Source organism: Lactobacillus huangpiensis, from assembly GCF_019972815.1.
GTDB classification, from domain to species: Bacteria; Bacillota; Bacilli; order Lactobacillales; family Lactobacillaceae; genus Lactobacillus; species Lactobacillus huangpiensis.
The window spans coordinates 42,149-65,042 of the sequence record NZ_BPPA01000010.1; the positions used below are offsets into that span (position 1 = coordinate 42,149).

Here is a 22,894-nt window from a genome sequence, read left to right on the forward strand (position 1 = left end):
GATAGTATGATGCTTACATTAACTCTTCCTGCAACTCTAAGATGGGTAAATTATATTCTTCTCATTACTCGTGATATATTTTAATTAATTTTTTGTATAAAGGAATTAAAAATAATTCCATTTCACATTTTTGCAAATTCATATTGATTAAAAAATAACATATGTTATTATAACTGTATTGCGTATAGAAATAACTAGTGTGAAAGTAAAGGATGAAAATGAAAAAAATTAAAAAGCTTTTTATAGCTATTATATCTGTTTCTCTTTTATTCAATTTTAGCTTTAGTAATACTGTTTTTGCATCAGAAATTAATGAAAATGGTATCATAAAAAAGAAATAATAGTAAGAACAAAATATCTAAAACATTAAAAAAAATTTGTTCGACTAAAAGTGTAAAAAAACATAAAAGTAAAAAAACGGCATCAAAAACCGAACATGCTATCGCTGCTGGGTTGTATTTTGTCCCTGGTCTTGGCAAAGTACTTATTACAGCTACAGGTGTGATGATTGTTGGTGGTCTCGTATATAAAGTGGGGTCTTCAATTTATAAATTAGTAAAGAAGTCTATTAACTCAAAAAAAATTAAAAAAATTAGAAAGAAAACAAAAAGTAAAAGGAAATCTATACCTGCAGTAGCCAAAAAAATAGCTAATCGTTTGAAAAAAGCTGGTAATGCCGGTTATGTAAACTTAAAATAGTTTTCTAAAAAAATAAAAAGCAAAAAAACCCCTACCTATGAAGAAAAGGGAGGCTGGAGAATTGAAAAAGATAGAGGAAATCATCCACATGGTGGAAGTGAATGGAAACTTTATAAACCTAATAAATTAAAAAGAGTTGCTACATTATCAAAAAATGGTAAAATTTTAAGAAAGTAAGAGATAACAAAATGAAACCCGAAAAAGCCTATGAGTTAATTGTAAAATTGGCAAGTCCAAAGCCAAGCCATAAAGATGATTATTATATAGATTTTGTACCAATAACTTTTCCCAATGAAGATTATTCAGAACTGGCAGATTATTTAGAAAAAAATTATAAGCCTGATTTTGCAAATAAAATAGTCTTTATTGCTTTTACTATTCTATATTATTATGATTCGCAAGTTTTTATAGATAAATGGGATAAAGATACTGATCCTCGATCATTAACTTATTTAAAAAAGAATAAATATACTAAACCTATTTATCCAGATTTAGTGTTTAAAGATATAAGACATGTCGGTTTAAATGCTATAGCTACTTTGATTAAAATGATGGTTATGGAAAATAGCAAAGGAATTAATATACTTTTTAAGAATGATGGTAAGACTTCATTAATGAGTATTGAAGATGAGTATAGTACATATTTTTACAATCTTACTGGAAAAGGTTTAGAAATAATTGACAAATTAGTAGAACATCAAGGACTGTTTTTGAAGAAAAACACTTATTCTGATTCAGACTTTGTTTTCTAAATTAAATAAAAGCGAAACTGAAGTAAGGCAATATTAGTGGTATTTTTAAGTAGGAATCAGTTTATAAATAATTAAGATTGGAATCAAATCTAAAAAAATTGGGAGGAAGAAAATGAACTCTGAATTAGCCTATGTTATCATAGATAATCTGTTAGGTCCTGAGGGTCATGGTTATAAAGAAGACAAGGGCTGGAGAATAATTATAGACAAAAATGGTCATGGTCATGGTAAATGGAAACTCAAAAATAGAAAAGGAATCAGACAAGCTATATTGTCAGCTAATGGAAAAATCCTGAGAAATTAGAGAAATAGAAATATGAATCGAAAAAAGGCTAATGCCAATAAAATAAAAGACAAATTATTAAATACAGAAATAAATCCAAAAAACTATTATTATATAGATTTTGTACCAATAACTTTTCCCAATGAAGATTATTCTGAACTATCAGAATATTTAAACAAAGATTTTAAACCTCATTTTGCTAAAAAAATTATTTTTATTGCTTTCACAATTCTTTACTACTATGATTCACACGTTTTTTTAGATGATACTGACCAGAAGCCACTTTATCCAAAACTGATAAATAAAGATTTACGACGAATTGGTTTAGATAAATTAGCTAAACTGATAAAAAAAATAATTATTGAAAATTGGTCTGCTTTGTATATAATTTTCGATGATGGCAATCAGTTTTCAATAATGGTAATCGAAGATGGATATGATACATATTTTAAAAATCTTTCCAAGAGTTCTTTTAAGATGATTGATCAACTAGTATCACATCAAGGGTTGTTCTTGAAAAAATATATAAATAATTAAAGAGTTAAAGAGTAAGAATTGCGTAAGTAATTGATATTTTGCTTTTAAAAATAATGCTCTATGCTGAGGTAATAAGGGTATTGGAGGTTTATTTCCAATACCCTTATTAGTTTATTAGATAAATAACACTTAAATATCAGTAAAATTAATCATGTTAGCAAGCAGAATAAAAAGTAAAATTAAACTTCTCTGTTATCATCTTATATTATATAGTAAATGTTAATAACTTTGTATAATGTTTAATATAAGGAAAATAATACATATGAATATAGCATTAAAAAATTCTCTTAAAAAAAGCAGTTTAACTGTTGCAACCTTTACACTTTTTATTATCGTCAATGTTAACGTTGTTAGCGCTAATAGATTAAAAAATTATGAAAATAATATACAATTAGGAAGCAGCAAGAGCATTGATGGATCTACTAAAATTGGTTATCAAGAACTGCATACAAGAGTAGATGATGATTCTCAGATACAAAAAAATTCTGTACAAACTCAAGATGAATCAACTGTTGTCAAGTCTGGCAAATGGGGAGCTGACGGTCCTGAATGGAGTTATGATCCTTCAAATAACACATTAAAAGTGGGTGCCGGTACAATTAAGGGTGCAGACAATGGTGCGGGCGCATTTGCAGACCCAGATATATTAAAAAACGTAAAGAGGATCCAATTTGACCAGCATTTAAAACTAGTAGGCGACTTTGGCTATTGGTTTCGATATGTAAAGGATGAGCGTTTAATAAATCTCACAGAGATTAGTGGTCTGAGTAACATTGATACTTCAGAAGTAACTAGCATGAGAGGGATGTTTTATGCCAGTAAAATTAAGTCTCTTGATTTATCAAGCTGGGTCACTTCTGCAGTTACTGATATGAGTTACATGTTTACGGATATGTTCATAGATAGTGATGACGGATCATTAAATATTGGCGGTAATTTTGCTTCCAATGCAAAAAATGTCAAAGATATGACTTTTATGTTTAATGGCTGTGCAAATCTTACTAAAATTGATGGAGTCAAAGATCTTAATACCAGTTCTGTTACTTCAATGAAAAATATGTTTCATGGTGATTATAATTTAACTGAACTTGATTTAAGTCATTTCAATACTGAAAAAGTGACTAACATGGCAGATATGCTTAGTTATTTGATCAGCCTCAACTACTTGGATTTGAGTTCGTTTGATACTACCCAAAGTCCCAATATGAAAAATATGCTGGCATATGATTTGACTCTACCAGTGGGGACTATTGTGAACGGCAAGGTTGTATACCAATACGCACCAGGTATAACTACTTTAGTTTTAGGCACAAAAACAAAATTAAGTACCGATGTGGCTTTGGGGCAACCAAATCCTGAAAAAACACCGAATAAAGAAAATTTTATCAACAAATGGCGATTGACCAATAATAATAGCGAACCTCAACTAACTACTGCTGAATTAATTCAAAAAAGTCAAGATGGATCTCTTAAGCTGGGCGCTTATACTTGGAAAAAACTAGTAACACCACCAGATGATACCGACAATAATTATCCTGCTCCTAATCCCGTTCCGGTTGAGCCAACAAATCCAGTGGAGAATAATGATGAAAATAAGGACAAAGACGAAAGCAATAATAACGGTTCAAGTAGCGAAAAGACTGTAGTGTTGATGCACAATGCTTATCTTTATGACAATACTGGTACTCGTGCAAACCAAATTATTTTAAAAATTGGTTCGAAACTGATGACATATGGTAAAACGACTATCAACGGACGCAATTTTTACGTTCTAAATGGTAAAGGCAATAGCAAAATAAATTATTACATTGCTGCCGGTAATGTTGATTCTATAGTCCGTAAAATAAAACATAATGCATACATTTATAATCAATATGGTGATCGCCAAAATAAGAAAGTTTTGAAAAAAGGTTCAACAGCAAAAACATATGGTGATCCCATCAAAATTAGAAATAAAAAATATTACATTGTAGATAAAAATAGATTTGTTAAGAAAGCAAACTTTTAAGATAATCAAAAAGCATAATTCACTTCTAAGAATTATGCTTTTTTTGTGTTCGTTACATTACATTTTAATTGATTTTGAAAATTTCATTGTCAATTGTGACATTATCTTTAGAAAAGAAGGTTAATTGATCATTCTTTTTGTCTAAAGCAATGACCATTACTGTTGGATCATAGCCCTCTTTTTTGATAGCTTCAAAATCAACTTGAACTAAAGGATCACCTTTTTTGACTTCTTGTCCCTCTTTAGTAAGAACTTTGAAGTGCTTTCCTTTAAGGTTAACAGTATTTATGCCAATGTGAATTAGATATTCATTACCACGAGGGGTGGTAATTCCAATGGCATGACCTGTTTTATATGCAACTGTGATCTTTCCATTTACTGGTGAAATTATCAAATCACTGATTGGAATAATTCCAACTCCTGAACCCAAAGATTCAGAAGAAAAGACTTCATCATTCACTTGATCTAGAGCAACGACTTTACCATCAACAGGTGCACTGATAACTTCTTCAGAATTATCAATATTGTTACTAGTTATTGTATTTCCTGTGCTATTTTCTAAATTGCTTTTGGTCACAGGCTGATCGATTTTGACAAATAGGTAAGTAAAAACAAAAGCTAATACAAAGCCTAAAACCCCAGTTATAATTGCATTAACGAAATTGCCCGGCTTACCAATAAAGTTTACGATAGTGAAAATACCAGGAGAGCCAAAAGAATAGCGAACAACTTTGGTAATTCCAGCATAAAAGCCGGCAATTCCACCTGCTGCCATGACAGCATATAAAGCACGCTTGTATTTTAAGGTGACACCATAAAGTGCGGGTTCGGTAATACCAGAAAGGGCAGTAATTCCTGCCGACGTTGCAATTTGTCTGTTTCTAGGAGTTTTGTCTTTTACCGCAATTGCAAAAGAACAGCCAGCTTGAGCTATATTTGAAGCAAGCATACCAGGTCCTTGCACGTTTTCACTTCTTGCTGCACTGGCAAATCCCAGAGAGGCTAGAGGTGTCAGAGCCACATGCATACCTACCATAACCAGAAGTGGGGTGAAGGTGCCCATAAGAGTTGGCACTAGCCAAGGTACATATTTGTTAAGTGTGTTAACTAAAAGTGCTAATAAATTACCTAACCAAGATCCTATTGGTCCTATTAGAATTAAAGCAAGCGGCGCCATAATTAAGAATATAAGTAATGGCTTTAGCATGGTTTTGATAACATTTGGTGAAACTTTTTCTGCAAATTTTTCAACGTATGACTGAATCCAAATGCAGAGAATTATTGGGATTACAGTGCTGCTATATGAAGCCAAAGTAACAGGAATGCCGAAAAGTGCAACAGGCTTGCCTGCAGCTACCATAGCTGCCCAGTTGGGATGCAATAACACACCAGCAATTGCAATGGACAAGAACTTATTGGTTTTAAAATATTCAGCAGCACTTACTGCCAGCATTACAGGTAAAAAGTAAAATACTGCATCGGCCATAAAACTCAAAATGGCGTAGCTTTGAGATTTTAGCGAGATTAAATTAAAAGTAGTTAAGATAGAAATAATAACTTTAAACATACCACCAGCTATTAAAGCAGTGATGATTGGAGCCATTATTCCCACTAGAACATTAATTAATCGCCTAAACCAGCCGACTTTATTTTTTTCGATATTGTTAGACTCGTCATTTTCACTTGAAATATGGTAATCTTTTTGAATTTGCCTAAAATATTCACCAACTTTTGCACCAATTATAACTTGTGACTCTTCTCCAGACTGGACCGCGCCTATAATTTCCGGTTGTTCTCTTAAAAACTGATAGTTGAATTTCGTTTTATCTTTTAGATTAAAGCGAATGCGGGTGGCACAATGATACATACTTGAAATATTATTTGCCCCTCCAACATTTTCAACTATTAAATCAGTCACTTCTTTATTGCTTCTCATATACATTCTCCTTTAATACATCATTACTCTGTGAATATGAATAATAAGATAAGCTAATTCTTCCTTTGAAATTCTTTTGGTATATATTACTTCTAAAGTTTGCTTCAGTTTAAAAGCAATTTTACTTGCTTCGGGATATAAATCAGACACCTTTTCGAGTAAAGTAGGGTCATCCGCAAACATTTGATCATTTATATACCTTTCTGCAAAAAACTTTATGTGTGTCACAAAGCGATCGTAATTTATTCCCTCATACTTTAACTTTCCGTGACTAATAACTCGTAAAGTTTGTAAAATGTTATCAATCATTCTGGAAATTTCTAAGACATTACTACTTTCATCTTTGCTTGATGCATTTATAATATGAAAAGCTATGTTTGCCGCTTCTTCTTGTGGCATCTTGATGCCTAAATTTTTTTCAATAATATTTAGTGAGAATATACCTATTTTAAACTCATCTTTAAAATAGGTTTTCATTTCTAAGTATATTCTATTTCCCAGAGTTAAATTTTGCTCTAATCTTTGAGTGGCAAAATATAAGTGATCTGAAAGTGAATAGAAAATACTTGCATCCAGCTTCTCATTTAAAAATTTCTCCGCAAATTCAACAATTTCTTCTGTTGTTTTAATAATATTTGCAGGTATTTTTTTCAAAGATTGAATTAGCTCATTTTGCTTACTATTGTCTACTGAAGTATAAATACGGCTTATTTTTTCATCGGGTATAACTTGATTGATTTTTGCATGATATCCTATTCCTTTCCCAAAAGCAATATACTCTGTACCATCTTGTTCAATAACCACAACATTAACGTTAAGTATTTTCTTTATCTTATTCATTTTTGTTTGCCACTAAAAAAGCAGACAAAAACAACAATAATAACTAAGATTTAAAACTAAATTTTAGTCATCAATGTAGTCTTGCCTGCATTACCAGTTACATACGCTATCATTAACAAGATAAATATAGCAGAAGTTTTTCAATTATGCAAGCGCTTTTATAAATTGTAAATTTTTAAAAACTAAGTTGCAAAAAGTAGGTCAATAAACTCTTTTTTCGCCACTTGCTTTTGACTAGTTGCTTGATTTGCCAATAGCAAAATCTTGCTTGCCAAGTACTTTGTTTAAAAACATCTGCATTTAGCAATTACGTTTATACTACATTCACTTATTTTTTAAACCACTTAGCTGAAAAAATCGACCTCTTACTCACATCTGATAGTCATTTGTTTTTAATCTTGCTATAATTACAAACTAAATAACTTAAGCTAAGATGGGGTAAAAGCATGAACAAAAAAGAGATAAATGTCACACTAAAATGGGTTTTGAGCAATCTTAATCCCTGGTTGATACTTTGTTTATTTATCTTTGGTGTTACCAGTTCTTTTGAAGGAGTATTAAATGGCTATATTTTAGGTTATATTCCCAGGCTTAACGTCAAAGATGGTCACAGTTTGATCGTATTTGGCCTAGTCGCAGTTTTATCATATTTAACCGTTTATGTTTCTCTTTTCTTATTTAGCCTGTTAATGCAAAAAGCAATTCAGACTTTAAATGAAAAGATAAAAGGCATTTATTTTAGGGCAAATTTTGCCAGTTCATTTAACAATCCTAACTTGGATTCATCTGAAGTTTTGAACAACATGACTAGTATTTCCAAACAGATAGAAGAAAAGTATTTTGAACCGCTTCTATTTCTTTTTCAAAGTTTGATGACAGTGATATCTTCTACAGTTGTAGTATTAATGACTAATCCGGTTTTAGGTCTGATTTATTTGGCTCTTTCCTTCATGTCGCTTCTTCCCAGTTATATGGGTAAAGAAAAGATGAAAATTAAGACAGACATGTGGAGCCATTCTAATTCCAATTTTTTAGCGATTACGCGTGACTTATTTGCAGGTCGTTTTGAAATTACGAATTTTGGCGTTAAAAAACTATTTATGCAGAAATTTGATCATTCTTTGCACAATGAGGAACAAAGATATTACCAATTGAATGCTTTCCAATATGTTCTGCAATTTATTTCCTGGTTATTTGCCATATTAATAACTTTAACTCCGATTTTCATAGGGCTTTGGATGGCCAAAAACAGCATCTTAGGGGTCACAGTAAGTACGATTCTTACCTTGACTCTTACTGCGGATCACGTGGTTGGTGGCTTTCGGCAGCTAACTAATTTTGAAACTCAAATTCAAAGTACAGAAGGAATTAGAAAGATTTCTTGGACTGAAACAAAAACAGATCAAAAAATTGCTCAGCCAGTCGCTGACAATAAACTGGTTGTTGAAAACCTGTCGGTTAAACGTGGTGACCGAGAAATTTTTAAAAACCTGTCTTTAAGCCTAAATGAAAACGAAAAAATGATTATTACTGGACCCTCGGGTGTTGGCAAATCGACTTTGCTAAATGCAATAGCAGGATACATTCCAATTGAAATGGGTGATGTGAAATTTGGCGGACACAAATTGAAATATTCAGATTTTGTGTTTATTTCACAGAATATCTGGTTATTTGCAGGAACGATTCGGGAAAATCTTTCTCTTTTGCAAAATTTCACAGACGAAGAATTAGTTGCTTCTCTGAAAAAGGTAGGTTTATACAAAGAGCTAGGCAGCAAAGCGCTGGATTTTGAAATTAAAGAACAAGGCGGCAATCTTTCAGGTGGGCAAGCGCAGAGACTGGCTGTTGCCAGAGGACTGCTGCGTCATAAGAAGATCTTTTTACTAGATGAAATTACTTCTAGCCTGGATCATCAAAATGCTGATGAAGTACACCGCTTAATTTACCAACTGCCTTCAATAGTTATTGAAGTGGCTCACAACTTTAACGAAAAAATAGCACAAGAAAACAACGTCAAGATCTTTAACTTAGCGAAAAATACAAAATAAAAATAACCCGCAAAATGTTTCATTACACACTTTGCGGGTTTTCAATTTATATTATTGCTACTTTTTACATCCCAGCCTTAATCATTTTTTTCTCAGCCATAGTCTTGCGTAAAGAGAGCATAGCAGTATAGGTAGACAAAATGTAAACCTTTTTCGTTGGTAAATTAGCAATATTGGCAATTACTTCCTCATTGTCGGTGCAGGTAACCATTTTACCCGGATCAAACCCGGCAACTTCCAGACGAAAGCCCATGTCGTGCCAGCGTTCTCCACCAACCAGAATTTTTTTAATTTGCTTATGGTTGAGATCTTCAAACTGACCATCCCAAATCCAGGAAGTGTCAATGCCGTCAGCGTGGTTGGCATTAAGCAAGGCTACTAATGAATAATCATCTTTTTCAGTGTTAAGCATGTGAAGCACCTCATCTAGACCAACCGGATTTTTAACTAAGATCAGGTCAATCTCTTTTCCTTTATATTTAATTAATTCTTGTCTGCCAAAAATCCGCTTGTTTTTTGCAAAAGCCTGAGCAATTTCTTCTTCGCTCAGGTCAAAATAGCGTGCCACAGAATAGGCAGCTAGAGCATTATAAATATTGTAAGTTCCGCCAATGTTAATGCTGTATTCTTTTTTGCCCATTTGAAATTTGAGTTTATTTGGTGACTGCTCAATAATTTTGTTAACAGAATAGGTTAATTCGGGTCTGTGATAGTTGCAGTTAGGACAGAAAAAATCTCCCAGGTTAGCATAAATACGTTCATGATAATGTAAAATATGATCACACTTAGGGCATAAGATGCCATCGGTATTGACAGGAGCCTTGCTGTCATTTTGCGGCTCATCGCTAGGCAGTTTAAAGCCATAAAAAATTTTAGGATTAGGTAAGTCGACTGAAGAAAAGATACTGGCATCACCATTGGCAATAATAGTAGCCTTGGGTGCCAGTTTGATTCCTTCAAGAATTTTATCGTATGTAGTGTAGATTTCACCATAGCGATCCATTTGGTCGCGAAAAATATTGGTTAAAACAAAAACGCTGGGATGAAGCAGTTCCGTCACCATTTTGACATTTGCTTCGTCAACTTCTAACACTGCAATTGGTCTTGAAGATTTTTTCTTTTTGTGTGCTAAAAAGGCCGTCACAATTCCTTGTTGCATGTTGGAACCCGATGGATTGGTCAAAACGTCGCCGTATTTTTCTCTTAGTGCAGCCACGATCAAAGCTGTAGTCATGGTCTTGCCATTTGTACCTGTAACAACTACAGTTTCATATCCTTCAGCTAGTGTTTTTAAAATTTCAGGATCCAGGTCCATTGCCAACTTGCCGGGAAAACTGGTACCGCCTTTTAACACATTATGTAAAAACCAGTAACTTGATTTACCCGCGCTTTTTGCTATTACAGACTTAAAACTCATATTCTTCCCTCGCTTTAAAATCACTATCAACTATAGCATAGCCACAACTTGAAAACGAGTTTTTAACCATTTAACTACACATATTTTATTTTTACATTATACTAGATTAGTTAGGTGAATTTAAATGAAACAAAGGAGCAAAAATGGCACAATTATTTTTTGAGTATGGCACGATGAGCAGTGGCAAAACTTTAGAGATACTAAAGGATGCTCATAACTATGAAGCTCAAGGTCGTAAAATCGCTTTGTTAACCAGTGGGATTGATGATCGTAGCGGAGTTGGAACTGTGGCCTCAAGAATTGGACTTCACAGAAATGCAGTTCCGATTGACCATGATTTTGATATTTTTGCTTATATAAAAAAGTTGAATGAGCAGGAAAAAGCACGTGGAGATGGTGAGATTGCCTGCGTGTTTGTGGATGAAGCTCAGTTTTTGGAGCGTCATCATGTCGTGGAATGCGCACAAATAGTGGACGATTTGGGTATTCCTGTAATGACATTTGGCTTAAAAAATGACTTTCAAAATAATTTATTTGAAGGAACCAAGAATTTATTAATTTTTGCTGATAAAATAAAAGAGATCAAAACGATTTGCCACTACTGCGGTAGAAAGGCTACAATGAATCAGCGGATACACAATGGTAAACCGGTTTATGAAGGTGAACAAGTTCAAATTGGTGGGGATGAAAGTTATTACCCGGTTTGTCGGTTTCATTATTTTCACCCGGAGCAAGAAAGATAGGAAGGGATTAGAACAACATGGATAAAATTATGGCACAGCTTGAAAGTCTTGTTGCTCACTATGATGAATTACAAGAAATGATGGCTGACCCAGAAGTTATCAATGATACTAAAAGGTACATGGAGGTTTCTAAAGAAGAAGCAGATTTGCGAGATGTAGTTGAAAAATATCGTAAATATAAGGCTGATAAAAAAGAGATTTCTGATAACAAGGATATTATTGCTAATGAAAATGATTCTGATTTGGTAGAAATGGCCAAAGAAGAAAATGAAGATTTAGAGCAGGATATTACTAAACTGGAAGATGAAATCAAGATTTTAATGCTGCCAAAAGATCCTAATGATGACAAGGATATTATTATGGAAATCAGAGGAGCAGCTGGTGGGGATGAAGCGTCCTTATTTGCCGGTGATTTGCTCAGAATGTATGAAAAATATGCAGAAAGACAAAACTGGCAGGTTTCTATTGTCGACAGTGAACCAACCGAAGTTGGCGGTTATAAACGGGTTGCAATTATGATTACTGGCAATAAGGTTTATTCAAAACTTAAATATGAAAATGGCGCTCACCGCGTGCAACGCGTTCCTGTAACTGAATCTCAAGGTCGTGTTCATACTTCAACGGCAACTGTTGCCGTAATGCCTGAATATGAGCAGGTTGACCTTGATTTAGATCCCAAAGATATTAGAGTTGATGTCTACCGTTCCAGTGGTGCCGGCGGTCAGCATATTAACAAAACATCGAGTGCTGTGCGTATGACGCACTTGCCGACAGGAATCGTTGTCGCAATGCAGGATCAACGTAGTCAGCAGCAAAATCGGGAAAAAGCGATGCAAATTTTAAAATCTCGTGTCTATGATTATTATGAAAGTCAAAATCGGGACAAGTATGATGCCAAACGTAAAAATGCTGTCGGCACCGGTGACAGGTCAGAGCGTATTAGAACTTATAACTACCCGCAAAACCGTGTGACCGATCATCGTATCGGCTTGACGCTTAATAAACTTGACAGGGTAATGAATGGTGAACTTGACGAAATAATTGATGCTTTGATTTTGTATAACCAAACTAAGCAACTAGAGGAGCTGGCTGAACAAAATGTCTAAGATTGATACTTTAAAAAGTCTGAGAATTTGGGCCGCGGAAACGGCACCAGAAGAAAGGCCGGAAGACATTGCTTTTTTGCTGGCTGAAAGATTGCAGCTGAGTCCAAGTGAGTTCCAGTTAAAACAAGATATGAAACTAACACCGCAGCAGGTTAAACAGGCACAAAATGATGTGCGTAAGCTGGCTAAAGGGATATCACCTCAGTATATTTTGGGCTATTCCTGGTTTTTTGGTTACAAAATTTTAGTAAAACGCGGCGTCTTAATACCCCGTTTTGAAACAGAAGAATTAGTCGAATGGGCTCTGCAGGATCTAGCAAATGGTGACAAGGTGCTTGATTTAGGTACCGGTTCTGGATGCATTACTGTAGCTCTAGCTAAAGAAGCTGCCAAAAAGCAAATTACGAATCTTGATTTATACGCTTCCGATGTCACCGACGCTGCCTTAAGAACAAGTGAAGAAAACTTTTTGATTCATAAAGTGGATGTAACGGTTCGCAAAGCCAATATCTTAATCGGACTAGAAAAATTCGATAAAATAATTTCTAATCCACCCTATATAAAGGAAACAGAAAAAGACGTGATGGACCAAAATGTTCTGCAAAATGAACCAAAAGAAGCGCTTTTTGGTGGTAAAAACGGCATTGAATTTTACCAGAAATTTGTTAAACAGGTACGCGATCATTTAAATAGTGGCGGAGAATTTTTCCTGGAGTTTGGCTTTAGTGAAAAAGACCAGCTAGCTGAATTATTTGCTCAAGAATTGCCTGATTTTACCATTGAATTTAAAAAAGATTTAGCCGGGAAACTGCGTATGGTTAAGGGAAAGTGGAATAAATGATGGAAACAAAAATTTTTTCACAGGATCAAATAGATGATGCAGTAAAGTTTCTTGCTGAAGGGGAGTTAGTTGCTTTTCCCACTGAAACCGTTTATGGCTTAGGTGCGATTGCTACAAATGAGCAAGCCGTTAAAAATGTTTACGCAGCCAAAGGTCGTCCCAGTGACAATCCTTTAATTGTGACAGTTTCCGATGCTCAAATGATGTCTAAGTATGCCAAAGAAGTTCCAGAACGGGCCCAAAAGTTAATTAAAAAATTTTGGCCTGGTCCATTAACTCTCTTGCTTTTCGTAAAACCGCATAGTTTACCTAAAGCTGTAACAGGTGGCCTTGACACCGTTGCTTTTCGTTGCCCCAATGATAAGCTGACTCATGAATTGATCAGTAAATTGGGTTATCCAATTGTCGGGCCTTCTGCAAACACATCAACTAAGCCCAGCCCAACTACTGCCCAGCATGTTTATCATGACTTAAAAGGTAAAATTGCAGGGATTATTGATGGCGGACCTACAGAAGTGGGGTTGGAATCAACAATTATTGACCTCTCTGTTCCAACTCCAGTCGTTTTACGTCCTGGTGCAATAACACCGGAAGAGTTGAGCAATGCCTTGGGAGAAAAAGTTTTAATTAACAGCGGCAAGGTTTCTGATAAGGATGTTCCAAAAGCTCCGGGGATGAAATATCGCCATTATGCTCCCAGTGCTCCTGTAGTCGTTGTAGATGATCCGCAGGATTTTGCAAATATAGAATTGACGAGTGCAACAGGCGTAATGGCTTTAAACGATGTGCTTAACAAAATCAATTTACCGGCAGTTAATAAATTTAATCTAGGCAAAAATTTAGCAGATGCCGATCATAACTTGTTCGGGGGTTTGCGTTACTTCGATGATAAGCCCGAAATTAAACAAATTTTTGTGCAGGGATTTACCGGCAGCGAGGACACTCTAGCCTACATGAATCGGCTTAATAAGGCTGCTGCAGGTCATCATTATTTGGCAAAATAAAAATTTACTAGCAAAGGACTTTAAACCCTTTGTTTTTTTTATTAAAATACTCGTAAACGTAATTATGTTTATAGGAGGAAAAAGATGGGCAAATTTACGGTTTTGAATCATCCGTTAATTCAACACAAGTTAACAATTATTAGGCGTAAGGAGACAAGTTCCAACGAGTTTCGGCGTATTGTCGGTGAAATCGGGGGACTGATGACTTATGAAATTACCAGAGATTTGCCGCTAAAAGATGTTGAAATTGAAACACCGATTGGCAAGACCACACAAAAAGAAATTGCCGGCAAAAAATTGACTATTGTGCCAATTTTACGTGCCGGTATTGGTATGCTTAATGGTGTTATGGAAATGATTCCTTCGGCTAAAGTTGGAGTAATTGGCATGTACCGGGATGAAGAAACCCTTACGCCACATGAGTATTTCTGTAAAATGCCAAAAGATGTTGCCGAACGCGAATGTTTGGTAGTTGATCCAATGCTTGCTACTGGTGGTTCAGCTAATATGGCGATTGGTGCGCTTAAAAAGCGTGGCGTCAAAGTTATCAAACTGGCTGTACTGGTAGCTGCTCCTGAAGGTGTCAAGGCTATTCAAAAAGAAAATCCGGATGTTGATATCTATGCTGCCGCAGAAGACGAGAAATTGCTGCCAAATGGCTATATTACGCCAGGTTTGGGAGATGCAGGTGACAGACTATTTGGTACTAAATAACTATTTTTAGGTAAATTAATCGCAAAATACGCTTACATTTTTCACAAAATTATTGAATGGTGTTAATATTGTATGAGTGTTCGATAATTTGGGCACGAGAAGGGAGGTCACGAAGAATTGGAGCAATCATTTGTTTTTAAATTTCTGGGTTTGACATTTGATCTTTCTGGGATCATCGGCTCAACTTTAATGGCAGCTGTAGTATTGTTTGTCTGCATTTGGTTATCACGAAAAGTTGAGATGAAACCGAATAAAAAGCAAAATATCATGGAATATTTGATAGACTTTACTGATGGTATTGTTAAAGACAATGTTAGTGATGTTGATGCGCGAAAGCACCTTTCGCTTTATGCTTTTGTTCTGTTCATCTACATTTGGTTCATGAACCAGTTGGGCCTCTTCCTAGAGGTAAAAGCGGGGGACAATATTTTTGTTAAATCTCCCACAGCAGATCCGGTGACGACAATGTCGTTTGCAATGATGACCTTGCTTCTTTCATTTACATTCGGAATGCAAAAATTCGGTACTGGTGGCTACTGGCGTAATTATGCCGAACCTGTTAGTTTCCTGTTCCCCATTAATATGATTGAAGAGGTCACTAACTTCTTGACATTATCTTTGCGTTTATATGGTAATATCTACGCAGGTGAAGTGTTATTAACTTTAATAGGTAATAGCTTTGCTCCTAGCTTTGGTGTTATCACTTTGGTTTTAGCAGCACCGTTAGCTATGATCTGGCAAGGATTCTCTGTCTTCATTGGCTCTATCCAGGCATATGTTTTCGTAACTTTATCCATGGTCTATGTCGGAAAAAAGGTTACAAAAGAATAATTTTTTGGAGGTTTAAACATGTCACAAGCTTTTAAATATATCTCAGCAGCTATCGTAGCTGGTATCGCTGCTTTAGCAGCTTCTTGGGGTAACGGTAAAGTTATTACTAAGACAGTTGAGAGCATGGCTCGTCAACCAGAAAGCGCTGGTAACTTAAGATCAACAATGTTCATTGGTGTTGGTCTGATTGAAGCCGTTCCTATTTTGGCGATTGTTGTTGCTTTCCTGATTCTCTTCGTTTAATTTTATTTAAAATAATTTAGGTAAAAGAGAGAAGGGCAGTAAATGACATTTCAAATTTTATTTGCAGCCTCAGCAGGTCACATTTACCTTGGAAATACTCTTTGGTATTTAATTGTTTTCGCAATTTTGCTTATTTTGGTTAAACATTATGCCTGGGGACCTGTTTCCGACATGATGGAAAAAAGACGCCAAAAGGTAATTAGTGATCTTGATTCAGCTGCAGACAATCGCAAAAAGGCCGAGGTTTTGGCTAATGAGCGTGAAGCTGCCTTGAAGAACTCAAGACAAGAAGCAACGCAAATTCTGACTGACGCAAAGGCAAGTGCTGAGAAAACCAGTACGCAAATTGTGGCAGAAGCAAATGATAATGCGGCTTCTATTCATGAAAAAGCAAAAGCTGATGCTGCTCAGGCAAAAGCTGATGCTTTAGATGAAGCTCGTGCACAAGTTGCAGATATTTCTGTAACGATTGCGGAAAAAGTGATTTCTAAGAATTTATCTGCTGATGACCAAAAAGATTTGGTTGATCAATTTATTAAGGGGCTGAATAAATAATGGCCTTAAGTAAAGCAGAAATTGCTGCACGCTATGGTACTGCACTATTTGATTATGCAGAAGATATGGATGCCTTGGCTTCAGTTCATGCAGATTTGCAGGAACTGGCACAAGCCATCTCAGAATATCCGCAAATTTTGAAAGTTTTTAGCGATCCAATTTTTAACAGTGCTGAAAAAGCAAAGTCGCTTTCTGCGATTGAGCGGGGTCTGACTAAAGAAGTTCAGAATTTTTTGAATTTATTGTTAGACTATGATCATTTTTTGGAATTGCCTGATATTATAAATTGTTTCAATGATTTATATAATAAAAGTCAAAAAATTGAAACCGGCGTTGCTGTTTCAGCAGTGCCACTGGATCAGGAGCAATTACAAAAATTAGGTGCTGGTTACGTCCAAAAATATAATTTGCAAAAAGTCATTCTCACTAATGTGGTTGACCAAAATATTATTGGCGGTGTAATTTTAAAAGTTGGCGATTGCGTAATCGATGGGTCAGTCAAAAACAAACTGAAAAAGATTCGTGCGCAGTTAGTTAATAAAAATTAAAAGAGGTGAAACCATTGAGCATAAAAGCAGAAGAGATTAGCTCTTTAATCAAGCAGCAGCTTGAACACTATGATGACAAACTCGACATTAATGAAGTCGGAGTTGTTACTTACATAGGTGATGGTATCGCCCGGGCTCACGGATTGAACAATGTTTTGGCCAACGAGCTATTGGAATTTGACAATGGTTCTTATGGTATTGCACAAAACCTTGAATCAAATGATGTTGGTATCATTATTTTGGGCAATTTTGATGATATTCGTGAAGGTGACCAAGTCAAAAGAACCGGTGAAATTATGCGTGTGCCGGTTGGAGATGCACTAATTGGTCGCGTTGTAAACCCATTAGGTCAGCCAGTTGATGGACTTGGCGAAATTAAAACGTCAAAGACTCGTCCAATCGAGTCTTCGGCACCGGGTGTTATGGAACGCCAGTCAGTTAATCAGCCGCTACAAACAGGTATCAAAGCCATTGATGCTTTGGTGCCAATCGGTCGAGGTCAACGTGAGTTAATTATTGGTGACCGTAAGACTGGTAAAACAAGTTTGGCAATTGATACAATTTTGAGTCAAAAAGGACAAGATGTTATTTGTATTTATGTCTTTATTGGTCAAAAGGAATCAACTGTCAGATCACAAGTAGAAACGTTAAAGCGCTTTGGCGCAATGGATTATACAATTGTAGTTGAAGCCGGTCCAAGTGAACCGGCACCAATGCTGTATATAGCACCATATGCCGGAACGGCTATGGGCGAAGAATTCATGTACAATGGCAAGGATGTTTTGGTAGTCTTCGATGACCTGTCAAAACAAGCCGTTGCTTACCGTGAACTTTCTTTGCTTCTCCGTCGTCCGCCTGGTCGTGAAGCTTATCCTGGTGATGTCTTCTATCTGCACTCTCGTTTACTAGAACGTAGTGCAAAATTGAGTGATAAACTTGGTGGCGGCTCAATGACTGCCATTCCGTTTATTCAAACTGAAGCGGGAGATATTTCAGCATATATTCCAACTAACGTAATTTCAATTACTGACGGACAAATTTTCCTGCAAAGTGATTTATTCTTTGCTGGTACTCGTCCAGCTATTGATGCTGGTAACTCAGTTTCTCGTGTTGGTGGTAGTGCTCAAATTAAGGCTATGAAGAAAGTTGCTGGTACGCTTCGTACGGACTTGGCAGCTTACCATGAACTTGAAAGCTTTGCTCAATTTGGCAGCGATTTGGATCAGGCAACTCAAGCCAAACTGAATCGTGGTAGAAGAGTCGTTGAAGTTTTGAAACAGCCTTTACATACGCCAATTGCGGTTGAAAAGCAAGTTGTCATTCTTTACGCTTTAACTCATGGCTATCTTGATTCTGTTCCAGTTGATGATATTGCCAAGTTTGAAAAAGAGTTATACGACAACTTCGATACTAATCACGCAGATTTACTAGAACATATTCGTAAGACTGGTGACCTGCCAGATGAAAAGAAATTGCAAGAAGCGATTTCTAAATTTGCGGATAGTTTTTCACCAAGTAATAAATAGGAGGTAGTTATATGCCTGCATCTTTACTTGCGTTGAAGAAAAAAATAGCTTCAGTTAAGCAAACTGGTAAAATTACCGAAGCCATGAGAATGGTTTCGGCATCGAAATTAAACCAAACAGAAAAACGGGATAAAGGTTACACGATTTATAATGATCATGTGCGGCAAACTTTATCACGTTTGATGAGTGCCGAGGTAGTCAATCACTTGCGTAAAGAGCATGTAGCAATTGACGAAGACAGCATTGGCAAGATTGATTATGAAAACGTCTTTGGTTTAGGGATCGTTTCTGATATGGTTCAGGCACGTAAAAAGATCAATTCTACCGGTTATTTGGTTATTACCGGTGATCGTGGTCTAGTCGGATCATATAACAGTGCCGTCATTAAAAACATGATGGGTCTGTTTGAGGATTCAAAAGTTGAACATAAAGACGTTAAAGTCTTAGCTGTTGGTTCGGTTGGTGCAGATTTTTTCAAGAAAAACAATCTCAATGTTGTGTATGAAAATGACAGCATTAGTGATGTACCAACATTCGATGAGGTTTTGCCTATTGTTTCAACTGCGATCAAAATGTATTTGAACGGAGTTTATGATGAGCTGTATGTTTGTTACACTCACCACATTAACTCATTATCATCCGCATTTCGGGTTGAAAAAATGTTGCCGATTGTTGACATTGATATTGGTGTCAAAGAAGCTGAAGCTCATAAAGACTTAGAATACGATATCGAACCTGATGTTAATGCCGTTTTAACGACACTAATTCCTCAATATGCCCGTTCTACAATATACGGAGCTATTCTGGATGCAAAAACTGCAGAACATGCCAGTTCAATGACTGCAATGCAGAGTGCCACGGACAACGTTGATGATTTGGTTTCGAGTTTAACTACTAAATTAAACCGTGCAAGACAAGCAGAAATCACTACTGAAATTACTGAAATTGTCAGTGGTGCTAATGCTTTGAAATAATTAAGAAAAGGAGGTAGATGTTTTGAGTGAAGGTGAAGTTGTTCAAGTAATCGGCCCAGTTGTCGATGTCAGATTTCCGCTTGATAAAAATCTGCCTGATATTGACAATGCTTTGCGCGTCGTTAAGTCGGACGATGAATCTGTTGTTCTTGAAGTTACCTTGGAACTTGGCGATGGCGTTTTAAGAACGATAGCCATGGAATCTACCAATGGTCTTAGGCGTGGCATGAAAGTCGAAGACACAGGCGGACCTATTTCTGTACCTGTTGGTAATGATACTTTAGGTCGCGTCTTCAATGTTTTAGGTCAGCCTATTGATAATGGTCCTAAATTTGACAAAGATCATGCTCGTGACAGCATTCATAAGAATGCTCCTAAATATGATGAGTTGACTACAAGTCAAGAGATTCTTGAAACTGGTATTAAAGTTATTGATTTGCTTGAACCTTATGTTCGCGGCGGAAAAGTTGGATTGTTCGGTGGTGCCGGTGTCGGTAAGACCACGATCATTCAGGAATTAATCCATAACATTGCCCAAGAACATGGTGGTATTTCTGTCTTTACCGGTGTCGGTGAAAGAACACGTGAAGGTAATGACCTTTACTTTGAAATGAAAGCATCTGGCGTTTTAAGCAAGACAGCCATGGTCTTTGGTCAAATGAATGAGCCGCCTGGTGCCAGAATGCGAGTAGCATTGACTGGACTTACTTTAGCTGAATACTTCAGAGACGTTGAAGGCCAAGACGTGTTGCTCTTTATTGATAACATTTTCCGGTTTACTCAGGCTGGTTCCGAGGTTTCCGCTCTGTTAGGACGTATGCCTAGTGCCGTTGGTTATCAGCCAACTTTAGCTACTGAAATGGGGCAGCTGCAGGAAAGAATTACTTCAACTAAGAAGGGTTCTATTACTTCGATTCAGGCGGTTTATGTGCCGGCCGATGACTATACTGACCCAGCTCCAGCGACTACTTTTGCTCACCTTGATGCTACCACCAACTTGGAACGTAGCTTAGTTGAGCAAGGTATTTACCCGGCCGTTGACCCGTTGCAGTCAACCTCCAGTGCTTTGGACCCAGAAATTGTTGGTCAAGAACATTATGAAGTGGCAACTAGGGTACAGCATATTTTGCAACGTTACCACGAATTGCAAGATATCATTTCCGTTTTGGGAATGGATGAGTTGTCTGACGAGGAAAAGGTCATTGTTAGCCGTGCTCGTAAAGTACAGTTTTTCTTATCACAAAACTTCTTTGTGGCAGAGCAATTTACAGGTGTGCCTGGTTCTTATGTTCCGATTAAGGAAACAATTAAAGGCTTTAAGATGATTTTGGATGGTCACTTAGATGATCTTCCTGAAGATGCATTCCGTAGTGTAGGCCGAATTGAAGATGTTTTAAAGAAGGCTGAGCAAATGGGTGTAACTCCTAGTGATCCAGAAGCTAAAGCATTATTAGAAAAGTAAGGTGATGTCAAATGGCAGATCCAGAAAAACTTTTTATGGTAAATGTTGTAACTCCAGATGGACTGATTTTTTCTCACCACTCCAGTATTGTGGAAATGAGAGCAATTGACGGTCAACGTTCAGTGATGTACAATCACTTGCCAATATTGACTCCACTGGCAATTGGTGAGATTAAGGTCAAAAGAAGCCGCGAAATGAACAATATTGTCAATCACATTGCTGTTAGCGGTGGCTACTTTGAATTTTCTAATAATGTAGCTACGATTATAGCTGACAGTGCTGAACGAGCAGGTAATATTGATGTATCTCGGGCTAAAGCAGCTAGAGAACGTGCACAAAATGCACTGAAAAAAGCTCAAGCTGCTCACGACCAGCGATCACTTGAGAGGGCACAGGTTGCACTAAGAAGAGCCGTCAATCGAATAAGTGTTTACAATTCAGACAAATAAAACTAAAGTTTTAAGCGGATGCACTGCTTTGTGCGTCCGCTTTTATTGTGACTTAAGAAAAGCGAGAAAGAATATGTTTCAACTTGGCGTCCACGCACTAATTAGTATAATAATTTATTTAATTACAATCGGTTTGTCTTTTCAAATTATGAAAAGCGTCCGTATTGAAAAAATAATTCGTAAAAACAGGATCTTCGAAGCACAGCTGCTGCTGATTTTTGCTGCGATTGCTCTAGGTTTTCTTGTTGGTAATTTTTTCATCACATTATTTGATACTTCTTTGCAATTAAGTTATTTCTTTTAAGACTTGTTAAAACTAATAAGTTGCCTACAAATTTAAAGTATTTGTGGTAAAATATGAATTGAATATTATGGAGGATTATTGTGGCACGAGATATAGGAATAGATTTAGGAACAGCAAATGTGCTCATTAACGTTTCAGGCAAGGGAATTGTTTTAAATGAGCCTTCAGTTGTTGCCGTCAATACAAGTACAAATAAAGTGGTAGCTGTTGGAACAGAAGCCTACAAAATGGTGGGAAGAACTCCGGGTAATATCCGCGTGATTCGTCCCTTAAAGAATGGAGTTATTGCGGATTTTGATATTACTGAAGCAATGCTATCCTATTTTATTGAAAAATTAAATGTAAAAGGCTTTATGTCCAAACCAAATATTTTAATATGTGCTCCTACAGGGGTAACTCAGATCGAGCAAAAAGCAATTATTCAGGCTGCTGAAAAATCTGGTGGGGGAAAGGTCTATCTTGATTTTGAACCTAAGGTTGCTGCCGTTGGGGCTGGTCTTGATATTTTTAAACCCCAAGGCAACATCGTGATTGATATTGGTGGTGGCACTACTGATATTGCAATTTTATCAATGGGTGAAATAGTGACAAGTCAGTCTCTTCGTTTTGCCGGTGACCACTTAAATCAGGCTATAGTTACATACATAAAAAATAAGTATAACTTGTTGATCGGTTCCCGAACGGCTGAACAAATAAAGATTGAAATTGGTAGTGCTTATGAACCAGAAAAAGAAAAAAGCATTTCGGTTCGTGGACGTGATGTGGTTGATGGTTTGCCGAAGCAGGCTACTGTGACAGCGCCTGAAATTCAAGAAGCACTTCATGACGGTCTAATGAACATTATTGCGGCTACTAAAGAAGTTTTAGAAAAAACACCGCCTGAGCTTTCCGCGGATATTATTGACCGCGGCATCATGCTGACTGGTGGCGGGGCACTTTTGAGAAATATTGACAAGCTGATTTCATATTACCTCAAAGTGCCGGTACTTACAGCTGATCATCCACTTGAAGCGGTAGCACTTGGTACTGGAATTTTACTCAAGAACATCGAGAAGCATCAGCGCCACTAATTTT

At 36.4% G+C, this 22,894-nt stretch carries 24 protein-coding genes; 21 read left to right on the top strand and 3 right to left on the bottom strand.

What is annotated here, in order from left to right; translation table 11 throughout:
• Positions 1-453: 453 nt before the first annotated feature.
• The 5 genes from LDM90_RS08235 to LDM90_RS08255 all read left to right on the top strand — a co-directional run bounded on the left by LDM90_RS08235 (position 454) and on the right by LDM90_RS08255 (position 4,279).
• Positions 454-699, top strand: coding sequence for a hypothetical protein (locus tag LDM90_RS08235; protein WP_223898836.1), 246 nt, complete (start codon positions 454-456; stop codon positions 697-699).
• A gap of 188 nt (positions 700-887) precedes the next feature.
• The gene (locus LDM90_RS08240) at positions 888-1,451 is read left to right on the top strand and encodes a hypothetical protein (RefSeq protein WP_223896926.1); all 564 of its coding nucleotides are present in this window, start codon (positions 888-890) and stop codon (positions 1,449-1,451) included.
• Positions 1,452-1,563: 112 nt separating this feature from the next.
• Complete coding sequence (locus tag LDM90_RS08245; protein ID WP_198213835.1) at positions 1,564-1,755, top strand: hypothetical protein; 192 nt, start codon at positions 1,564-1,566, stop codon at positions 1,753-1,755.
• A 12-nt stretch (positions 1,756-1,767) separates the two neighbouring features.
• Positions 1,768-2,271 carry a hypothetical protein gene (locus tag LDM90_RS08250; protein ID WP_223896925.1) on the top strand — a complete coding sequence of 168 codons (504 nt, stop codon included), beginning with the start codon at positions 1,768-1,770 and terminating at the stop codon, positions 2,269-2,271.
• Positions 2,272-2,533: 262 nt separating this feature from the next.
• Positions 2,534-4,279, top strand: a complete 1,746-nt coding sequence (locus tag LDM90_RS08255) for a BspA family leucine-rich repeat surface protein (protein ID WP_223898838.1) — start codon at positions 2,534-2,536, stop codon at positions 4,277-4,279.
• Between the two features lie 64 nt (positions 4,280-4,343).
• Here LDM90_RS08255 and LDM90_RS08260 read toward each other — a convergent pair whose 3' ends face one another.
• Positions 4,344-6,215: a beta-glucoside-specific PTS transporter subunit IIABC gene (locus LDM90_RS08260; protein WP_223896923.1), complete on the bottom strand. Its 1,872-nt coding sequence runs from the start codon at positions 6,213-6,215 to the stop codon at positions 4,344-4,346.
• A gap of 12 nt (positions 6,216-6,227) precedes the next feature.
• Positions 6,228-7,055 carry a PRD domain-containing protein gene (locus tag LDM90_RS08265; protein WP_034981220.1) on the bottom strand — a complete coding sequence of 276 codons (828 nt, stop codon included), beginning with the start codon at positions 7,053-7,055 and terminating at the stop codon, positions 6,228-6,230.
• Positions 7,056-7,501: 446 nt separating this feature from the next.
• On the opposite strand from LDM90_RS08265, the gene LDM90_RS08270 reads away from it, so the two are divergent.
• Positions 7,502-9,103, top strand: coding sequence for an ATP-binding cassette domain-containing protein (locus LDM90_RS08270; protein ID WP_223896922.1), 1,602 nt, complete (start codon positions 7,502-7,504; stop codon positions 9,101-9,103).
• Between the two features lie 64 nt (positions 9,104-9,167).
• Here the strand turns inward: LDM90_RS08270 and LDM90_RS08275 are convergent, their stop codons facing one another.
• Entirely contained in the window at positions 9,168-10,520 is a 1,353-nt protein-coding gene (locus LDM90_RS08275) for a Mur ligase family protein (RefSeq protein WP_223896921.1), read from the bottom strand.
• Between the two features lie 143 nt (positions 10,521-10,663).
• Between LDM90_RS08275 and LDM90_RS08280 the strand changes: the two genes are divergently transcribed.
• The 15 genes from LDM90_RS08280 to LDM90_RS08350 all read left to right on the top strand — a co-directional run bounded on the left by LDM90_RS08280 (position 10,664) and on the right by LDM90_RS08350 (position 22,890).
• Complete coding sequence (locus tag LDM90_RS08280; protein ID WP_223896920.1) at positions 10,664-11,263, top strand: thymidine kinase; 600 nt, start codon at positions 10,664-10,666, stop codon at positions 11,261-11,263.
• Between the two features lie 17 nt (positions 11,264-11,280).
• Positions 11,281-12,369: a peptide chain release factor 1 gene (gene prfA / locus LDM90_RS08285; protein WP_223896919.1), complete on the top strand. Its 1,089-nt coding sequence runs from the start codon at positions 11,281-11,283 to the stop codon at positions 12,367-12,369.
• The gene (gene prmC / locus LDM90_RS08290) at positions 12,362-13,210 is read left to right on the top strand and encodes a peptide chain release factor N(5)-glutamine methyltransferase (RefSeq protein ID WP_223896918.1); all 849 of its coding nucleotides are present in this window, start codon (positions 12,362-12,364) and stop codon (positions 13,208-13,210) included. Before prfA ends, prmC begins: the two co-directional genes overlap by 8 nt.
• Positions 13,210-14,214, top strand: a complete 1,005-nt coding sequence (locus LDM90_RS08295) for an L-threonylcarbamoyladenylate synthase (RefSeq protein WP_223897026.1) — start codon at positions 13,210-13,212, stop codon at positions 14,212-14,214. The genes prmC and LDM90_RS08295 overlap by 1 nt, the downstream gene beginning before the upstream one ends.
• 84 nt (positions 14,215-14,298) lie before the next feature.
• Positions 14,299-14,928, top strand: coding sequence for a uracil phosphoribosyltransferase (gene upp / locus LDM90_RS08300; protein WP_109586188.1), 630 nt, complete (start codon positions 14,299-14,301; stop codon positions 14,926-14,928).
• A gap of 117 nt (positions 14,929-15,045) precedes the next feature.
• Complete coding sequence (gene atpB, locus LDM90_RS08305) at positions 15,046-15,759, top strand: F0F1 ATP synthase subunit A (RefSeq protein ID WP_034981202.1); 714 nt, start codon at positions 15,046-15,048, stop codon at positions 15,757-15,759.
• A gap of 18 nt (positions 15,760-15,777) precedes the next feature.
• Positions 15,778-16,002: a F0F1 ATP synthase subunit C gene (atpE, locus tag LDM90_RS08310; protein WP_034981200.1), complete on the top strand. Its 225-nt coding sequence runs from the start codon at positions 15,778-15,780 to the stop codon at positions 16,000-16,002.
• Positions 16,003-16,044: 42 nt separating this feature from the next.
• On the top strand, positions 16,045-16,557 hold the full coding sequence (gene atpF / locus LDM90_RS08315) for a F0F1 ATP synthase subunit B (RefSeq protein ID WP_034981197.1): 513 nt from the start codon (positions 16,045-16,047) through the stop codon (positions 16,555-16,557).
• The gene (gene atpH, locus LDM90_RS08320) at positions 16,557-17,105 is read left to right on the top strand and encodes an ATP synthase F1 subunit delta (RefSeq protein ID WP_223896917.1); all 549 of its coding nucleotides are present in this window, start codon (positions 16,557-16,559) and stop codon (positions 17,103-17,105) included. Before atpF ends, atpH begins: the two co-directional genes overlap by 1 nt.
• A gap of 14 nt (positions 17,106-17,119) precedes the next feature.
• Complete coding sequence (gene atpA, locus LDM90_RS08325; protein WP_034981193.1) at positions 17,120-18,631, top strand: F0F1 ATP synthase subunit alpha; 1,512 nt, start codon at positions 17,120-17,122, stop codon at positions 18,629-18,631.
• An 11-nt stretch (positions 18,632-18,642) separates the two neighbouring features.
• Complete coding sequence (locus LDM90_RS08330) at positions 18,643-19,605, top strand: F0F1 ATP synthase subunit gamma (protein WP_034981191.1); 963 nt, start codon at positions 18,643-18,645, stop codon at positions 19,603-19,605.
• Between the two features lie 22 nt (positions 19,606-19,627).
• Positions 19,628-21,067 carry a F0F1 ATP synthase subunit beta gene (atpD, locus tag LDM90_RS08335; RefSeq protein ID WP_034981189.1) on the top strand — a complete coding sequence of 480 codons (1,440 nt, stop codon included), beginning with the start codon at positions 19,628-19,630 and terminating at the stop codon, positions 21,065-21,067.
• Positions 21,068-21,078: 11 nt separating this feature from the next.
• Entirely contained in the window at positions 21,079-21,516 is a 438-nt protein-coding gene (locus LDM90_RS08340; RefSeq protein ID WP_034981186.1) for a F0F1 ATP synthase subunit epsilon, read from the top strand.
• 73 nt (positions 21,517-21,589) lie between these two features.
• Positions 21,590-21,820 carry a DUF1146 family protein gene (locus tag LDM90_RS08345; RefSeq protein WP_223896916.1) on the top strand — a complete coding sequence of 77 codons (231 nt, stop codon included), beginning with the start codon at positions 21,590-21,592 and terminating at the stop codon, positions 21,818-21,820.
• 80 nt (positions 21,821-21,900) lie between these two features.
• Complete coding sequence (locus LDM90_RS08350; protein ID WP_187154282.1) at positions 21,901-22,890, top strand: rod shape-determining protein; 990 nt, start codon at positions 21,901-21,903, stop codon at positions 22,888-22,890.
• Positions 22,891-22,894: the final 4 nt, after the last annotated feature.